Consider the following 7,201-nt stretch of genomic DNA (forward strand, 5'->3'; position numbering starts at 1 on the left):
TCTCGGAAGGCGCGGCTGATCGAGGCGACCGGCTTCTTCTCGCTGATGGTGGAGCGCGTCGAGCCGACCGTCCGTTACGTGGCGGTCGACGGTGCGGTCAGCAGCATCGAGCCAGGAACCGACGCGCACCTGGAGGAGATCACTCGACGCTACCTCAGCGGTGACGCCGCCGACAGGTATCTGGAGTTTGCGCGCAGGGAACTCGGTGCACACGTCGTGATCACCATGAAGCCGGAGAATTGGCTGTCGTCCGACATGGGTTCGTTCTGACGAGCGGCCGCAAAATCCCCTGACAGCCGCGCCTCAGGGGATCTTGCGACTCCTCGCAAACCTACGTCAGCGACGCAGGCGGCTCGAAGCGCTCGCCATAGCGGGCGGCCAGCTCCTTGGCGCGGGCGACGAACGCGTCCTTGCCGGTGCCAAGCGGACCCTGGTATCCGACGATGAACTGCGCGGAGCCGCCGGTCCACGGCGGGAAGCCGATGCCCATGATCGAGCCGATGTTGGCGTCCGCGGTCGTCGTCAGCACGCCCTCGTCGATGCACTTCTGCGTCTCGAGCGCCTCGGCGAACAGCATGCGGTCGATCATGTCCTGCAGCGGCAGGTCCGTCGTGCCGGAGTTGAAGGTCTCCTTCAGCCCCGGCCATAGCCCGACGCGCTTGCCGTCGGCGTAGGAGTAGAAGCCTGCACCCTTCAGCCGCGATGGCCGCCCGATCTCGATCATCTTCTCCACGACCGCCTCGGCCGGATGCGGCTCGTACGTGCCGCCTGCGTCCTCGATGCCCTTGCGGCTGGCGACCGCGATCTTGTGCATCAGCTCGAGGTTGAGCTCGTCGGACAGCTGCAGCGGGGGCGCCGGGTAACCGGCCTGGCTACCTGCCTGCTCGATGCTGGCGGGCACGACGCCTTCGCCAAGCATGGCGAGCGCCTCGTTGACGAAGGTGCCGATGACGCGGCTGGTGAAGAAGCCGCGGCTGTCGTTGACGACGATGGGGGTCTTGCCGATGGCCAGCGTGTAGTCGAACACGCGCGCCAGTGCCTCGTCAGAGGTCTTCTCCCCCTTGATGATCTCGACGAGCGGCATCTTGTCGACCGGGGAGAAGAAGTGGATCCCGATGAAGTCCTCTTGGCGTTTCACCCCCGCCGCGAGCCCGGTGATCGGCAGCGTAGAGGTGTTGGACCCGAGTAGTGCGTTCGGCTCGACGATGTCCTCGATCTCCTGGAACACGGAGTGCTTCAACTCGACCGACTCGAAGACGGCCTCGATGACGAAGTCGACGCCCTTGAAGTCGTTGGGATCTGCGGTCGGGGTGATCCGGGCCAGCAGGGCGTCGCTGCGCTCCTGCGTGGTCTTGCCACGCTCGAGCGCCTTGGCCTCCAGCTTCTCGGAGTAGCCCTTGCCCTTCTCGGCGGCTTCGATGCTGACGTCCTTGAGCACGACGTCGAAGCCGGCCTTGGCCGAGACGTAGGCGATGCCCGCGCCCATCATGCCCGCGCCGAGCACGCCGATCTTGGTGATCTGCTGCTTGGCGATGCCGTCGGGACGCGAGCCTCCGCCGTTGATCGACTGCAGGTCCAGGAAGAACGCCTGGATCATGTTCTTCGACACCTGGCCGGTGACCAGCGAGGTGAAGTAGCGGCTCTCGATGCGGCTGGCGGTGTCGAAGTCGACCTGAGCGCCTTCGACGGCGGCGTCGAGGATGGCGCGCGGCGCGGGCATCGGTGCGCCCTTGAGCTGCTTCTTCAGCAGCGCGGGGAACGAAGGAAGAATGCCTGCCAGCGCGGGGCTACTTGGGGTGCCGCCGGGCATCTTGTAGCCCTTGGCATCCCACGGCTGGGTGTGGGCCTCGGGGTTGGCCTTGATCCACGCCTTGGCGGCGGGCACCAATTCCTCGACGCTGCCGACCAGTTCGTCGACCAGACCCGTCTCGAGTGCCTTGGCGGGCTTGAACCGGGTGCCCTGGCTCAGGATCTCCATGAAGGCCTTCTGGATCCCGAACATGCGCACGGTGCGGGTGACGCCGCCGCCGCCGGGGAGCAGGCCGAGGGTGACCTCGGGCAGGCCGATCACCGAACCCTTGACGTCGGCGGCGATGCGGTGGTTTGCGGCCAGCGCGATCTCAAGGCCGCCACCGAGGGCGGCACCGTTGATGGCGGCGACGACGGGTACTTCGAGCTTCTCCAGCTTGCGCAGGTCGGCCTTGACGGTCTCGACCATGTCGAAGGCCTCGCCCGCGTTCTCGGGGCCGAGCTTGATCATGCCCTTGAGGTCACCGCCTGCGAAGAAGGTCTTCTTGGCGCTGGTGATGACGACGCCGGTGATCGAATCCTTTTCGGCTTCAAGGCGTTCCACGGCCTTGGCCATGGACTGCTGGTAGTGCTCGTTCATCACGTTGGCCGAGCCGGTCGGGTCGTCCAACGTCAGCGTGACGATGCCGTCGGCATCCTTGTCCCATTTGATCGTGTTCTCTACTGTTGCCATTTCTAGGCCTCAAACCCTCTCGATGATGGTGGCGACGCCCATGCCGCCGCCGATGCACAGGGTGATCAGCGCGCGGCGGGCACCGCGGCGCTCGAGCTCGTCGACCATGGTGCCGGTGATCATGGCGCCGGTGGCGCCCAGCGGGTGGCCCATCGCAATGGCGCCACCGTTGACGTTGAGCTTCTCGTCGGGGATGTTCAGGTCCTTCTGGAACTTCAGCACCACCGACGCGAAGGCCTCGTTCAGCTCGAACAGGTCGATGTCGTCGACGGTCAGGCCTGCGCGGTCGAGCACCTTCTTGGTGGCAGGCGTGGGGCCGGTCAGCATGATGATCGGGTCGGAGCCGCTGGTCGCGGTCGCGACGATGCGGGCGCGCGGGGTCAGCCCCTGGGACTGGCCTGCGGCTTCGGACCCGACGAGCACCAGGGCGGCGCCGTCGACGATGCCGGAGCTGTTGCCGCCGGTGTGGACGTGGTTGATCTTCTCGACGGCGTGGTACTTCTGCAGCGCCACGTCGTCGAAGCCGCCCATCGCGCCGAGGCCTTCGAAGGCCGACTTCAGCTTGCCGAGGCTCTCCAGGGTGGTGCCGGGTCGCATGTGCTCGTCGTGGTCGAGGATGACCAGACCGTTCTGGTCCTTCACCGGCACGACGGACTTGGCGAAGTAGCCGCCCGACCATGCCGCGGCGGCCTTCTCCTGCGAGCGCACGGCGTAGGCGTCGACGTCGTCGCGTGAGAAGCCCTCGATGGTGGCGATCAGGTCGGCGCCGATGCCCTGCGGCACGAAGCCGAGGCGGTAGTTGGTCTCAGGGTCGGTGGCCCAGGCGCCGCCGTCGGAGCCCATCGGGACGCGACTCATCGACTCGACGCCGCCGGCGATCACCAGGTCGTCCCAGCCGGAGCGGACTTTCTGCGCGGCCGTGTTGACGGCCTCCAGGCCGGAGGCGCAGAAGCGGTTCAGCTGGAAGCCGCCGGTGGTCTCGGGCAGCTTGGCCACCAGCGCGGCGGTGCGGGCGATGTCGCCGCCCTGGTCGCCGACGGGCGAGACGACGCCGAGGATGACGTCGCTGATCAGGTTCTCGTCGAGGTCGGGGTGGCGTGAGCGCAGCTCGTCGATCAGTCCGACGACGAGGTTGACGGGCTTGACCTCGTTGAGCGAGCCGTTGCGTTGCTTACCGCGTGGCGTGCGGATGGCCTCATAGATGAAGGCTTCTTCGGACATGGTGAATTCCTCTTCTTCAGATCGGGTCCCCAATTAGTCGCGAGCCTAACAGCCTCTCCCAACCGGGTGGTTGGGAGGTTGCTCACGTTCAGGGTCGACCGAGGGCGTCGAGGATCACCCGAGGGTCACGCCGAGAGCCGCTCCGCCGCCTCGGCCAGCGTCGGGTAGTCGGTGTATCCGGCCGGGCCCGGCGCGTAGAAGGTCGCCACGTCCGGCTCGTTGAGCTCGGCACCCAGCTTGAGCCGGTCGATGAGGTCGGGGTTGGCCAAGAACGCCCGACCCACGGCTGCGGCGCTGATGACGCCCCACTCGGCCAGTTCTTCGAGCTGGCAGAACCGCGACTCCCGGTCGCGACCGGTGTTCAGGACGACGGACCCGGGCCAGACCCCGCGCAGCGCTCCGAACGCCGGGGCGTCGGGGTCGATCAGCAGGTGCAGGTAGGCCAGGCCAAGCGGCGCGATCCGTTCCAGCAGCGCCTCGTAGGTGCTCACCTTGTCGTCTTCCCGCATGTCGCCTGCGGTGTTCCCCGGCGAGATCCGCAGACCCACTCGAGCGGCACCGATCTCGGCGGCAACGGCTTCGACCACCTCGGCGGTCAGACGGGCCCGGTTCTCCGGTGAGCCGCCGTAGGCGTCGGTGCGCTGGTTGACGACGTCGGAGGAGAACTCGTGGAGCAGATAGCCATTGGCGCCGTGGATCTCCACGCCGTCCATGCCTGCGTCGATCGCCCGACGCGCTGCCACGCGGAACTGGTCGACGATCGACCCGATCTCGGGCACCGTCAACGCCCGCGGCACCGGGAGGGGCTGCTTGCCCGACGGGGTGTGGGTCAGCATGTCGGCGGCGATGGGCGACGGCCCGACGACCTCGAAGCCGCTGATCTCGGGGTGGGCCATCCGACCGACGTGCCAGAGTTGGACGAACATCTTGCCGCCCTCGGCGTGCACGGCCGACGCGATGTCGGCCCACGCCTCCTGGTGCCGGTCGGTGTAGATGCCGGGGGTGTGCATGTACGCCCCGTTGGCTTGCTCGCAGATTGCGGTCGCCTCGCTGATGATCAGGCCTGCCGCAGCGCGCTGCGAATAGTACTGCGCGGCAAGCACCGATGGTGTGCCGTCACCGTCGGCCCGCGATCTGGTCAACGGCGCCATGAAGATCCGGTTCTTGGCGAACGTCTCGCCAACCTGGATCGACTTCAACAGGGTCGCATCGTCCTCGAGCTTGAAGGTCACGTCGCCGTCAGCGTCGTGGGGCCGCAGTTCATTCCCGGCCCGAGCTGATCAACTGTGTGTTGCGGTGCGGCGTCTCCACCGAGATGACCGAGAACATCACGATGTTCTGATCCCGGTGCGGGTCCAGCAGGGAGTCACACGCCAGCGTCAGATGACCCAGTTCGGGGTGCTCGAGCCGCTTGATCATGTGGGTCGAGGTGACGACGGTGGCGTCGTCCCAGAGTTCGGCGAACTCCGCGCTTCCGGCGAGCAGGTCGGAGATCAGCTCCCTGGTCCGACGGTCGCGGGGATAGCGGGCCGCGGTGGCCCGCAGTTGGCCCGCCACCATCCGCGAGAATTGGTCTGCATCGCTCATGCCGTAGTGCCTCGGCACCTCGGCGCTCGGGAGGAAGTGGCGTCGCGCCACGTTGCGCTCCCGCTGCGGCAGGGCACCGAAGTCCTCCATGAGGACGACGGCCTCGGCGTTCCAGGCAAGAACGTCGAAGCGCGCGCTCAGCACGATGGCCGCAGTACTGCCCAGTCCCTGCACCAGTTTCGCAACGCTGGGGGTGACCTCGGTGCTTGGTTCGGTCCCCAAGGGCACGGGGCGGCCTGCGAGTTGGAACAGATGTCGTCGCTCGTCGTCATCCAGGCGCAGCGCATCGGCTATCGCGCCGACCACCTGCTCGGAGGGGCCGCCTCCGCGGGCACGTTCCACGTTGGTGTAGTGCTCGATCGAGATATGGGCCAGCCCGGCGACTTCGGAACGTCGCAGCCCCGTGGTGCGGCGCCCCTCCAGGCTGAATCCGAACTCACGTGGGTCTCGACTCTCCCGCACCGCTCGCAGGAATCTGCCTGCCGACTCGCCGTCCATCCTTCGATAGTGGCACGACCTCACTGCGACGGGGGCCCCGGCGATCACCAGGCGACGAGCTCACCGGCGTCGCTGAAGAACTCGCCGGTGGACGTCTCGGCGGCGAGCGCCAGCGCGACGATGCCTGCCGCACCTTCGGCGGGGTCGCCGGCACCCGGGGTGGGGCGGCCCTGACTGAGTCCGGTGGCTCGATATCCCGGGCTCACCGAGAGTACCGAAATGTGCTCTGCCGCAAGCTCCTTGGCGTACAGCACGGTGAGCATGTCCAGCGCGCTCTTCGACGCCTGGTAGGCGGCGACTGCAACCGACGAGTACGCCCAGTCGGGGTCGTTGACAAGGCGCGTCGACCCCAGTTCGCTCGAGACGTTGAGTATCCGCGGCCGCACCGACGCCCGCAACAACGGCAACATGGCATTGGTGAGTGCAGTGACCCCGGCGACGTTGGTATCGAAGGTCGCCAGCATCGACTCGCGACTCACCTCGGAGGCCGGAAGCCCGTCACCCACGATCGCGGCGTTGTTGATCAGGACGTCCAACCGACCGTAGGTGTCGGAGACACGAGTGGTCACCTCGGCGATGGTGGCGTCGTCGGTGACGTCGAGGGTGACCGGGTCGACGTCGAGACCTTGCGCGGCCAATTCCCCTGCGGCGGCTGATCCCCGCGCCGGATCGCGGGATCCCAGCAGGACGCGCGCCCCGGCGCGGGCAAGTTGCTGCGCCACGTGGAAGCCGATACCGGCATTGGCTCCGGTCACGAGAACGATGGTGTTGTCATCTTTGGTCATGACTCGATCACACCGCACCCGGCCCCCGATGGGGAGGTAGAAGCTATACCACCATGACGGGAATGGGCGACCCTCAGATCAGGATCGACAGGGGGTTCTCGATCCGTCGGGTGAACGCCGCCATCCACTGCGCGGCGACCGCGCCGTCGATGACGCGGTGGTCGGCCGACAGCGTGACCGTCATGACCGTGGCGGCGCTCAGCTCGCCGTCGACGACGACGGGACGCAGCGTGGCGCCTCCCACGGCGAGGATGCCGGACTGCGGCGGATTGAGGATCGCCGAGAACTCACTCACCCCGTACATCCCGAGATTGGACACCGAGAAGCTGCCGCCCTCCAGTTCCTGCTGCTTGAGTCGACCCTCGCGGGCGCGTTGCGCCATGTCGGCGACGGTGGCCGCCACGACGGACAGCGGCATCGTGTCCACTCCCGTCAGCACCGGCGTGAGCAACCCACCGTCGACCGCCACGGCGACCGCGATGTCGACGCGGTCGAACCTCCGCAGGGACGTCTCATTCCAGATCGCGTTGGCATCCGGCACCTCGACGAGCGCTCCCGCGACGGCCTTCAGCACGAAGTCGTTGAGCGAAACCTTCACCGACGCAGCCTCGTTGACCGAGCGGCGCAG

Annotated in this window: 7 protein-coding genes; 1 reads left to right on the top strand and 6 read right to left on the bottom strand. The window is 67.3% G+C overall.

Annotation, left to right across the window (positions count from 1 at the left end):
• Positions 1-270, top strand: a 270-nt coding sequence (locus ABW137_RS18235; protein ID WP_526402491.1) for a pyridoxamine 5'-phosphate oxidase family protein, incomplete at its 5' end; no start/stop codon positions are given.
• Between the two features lie 61 nt (positions 271-331).
• Here ABW137_RS18235 and ABW137_RS18240 read toward each other — a convergent pair.
• From ABW137_RS18240 to ABW137_RS18265, 6 genes are all read right to left on the bottom strand, one after another.
• A complete protein-coding gene (locus ABW137_RS18240; protein ID WP_526402493.1) occupies positions 332-2,482 on the bottom strand; it encodes a 3-hydroxyacyl-CoA dehydrogenase NAD-binding domain-containing protein in 2,151 nt (716 codons plus the stop codon).
• Between the two features lie 9 nt (positions 2,483-2,491).
• On the bottom strand, positions 2,492-3,703 hold the full coding sequence (locus ABW137_RS18245; protein ID WP_526402495.1) for an acetyl-CoA C-acetyltransferase: 1,212 nt from the start codon (positions 3,701-3,703) through the stop codon (positions 2,492-2,494).
• 125 nt (positions 3,704-3,828) lie between these two features.
• Positions 3,829-4,935 (bottom strand): alkene reductase, encoded by a 1,107-nt coding sequence (locus tag ABW137_RS18250; protein WP_526402497.1) that lies wholly within the window; start codon positions 4,933-4,935, stop codon positions 3,829-3,831.
• Positions 4,936-4,963: 28 nt separating this feature from the next.
• Complete coding sequence (locus ABW137_RS18255) at positions 4,964-5,788, bottom strand: helix-turn-helix domain-containing protein (protein WP_526402499.1); 825 nt, start codon at positions 5,786-5,788, stop codon at positions 4,964-4,966.
• A gap of 44 nt (positions 5,789-5,832) precedes the next feature.
• Entirely contained in the window at positions 5,833-6,573 is a 741-nt protein-coding gene (locus tag ABW137_RS18260) for an SDR family NAD(P)-dependent oxidoreductase (RefSeq protein WP_526402501.1), read from the bottom strand.
• A gap of 73 nt (positions 6,574-6,646) precedes the next feature.
• Positions 6,647-7,201 (bottom strand): 2-oxo acid dehydrogenase subunit E2 (locus tag ABW137_RS18265; RefSeq protein WP_526402503.1); only part of this gene is annotated, 555 nt, incomplete at its 5' end.

Source organism: Mycobacterium sp. (assembly GCF_040509115.1).
GTDB lineage: Bacteria > Actinomycetota > Actinomycetes > Mycobacteriales > Mycobacteriaceae > Mycobacterium.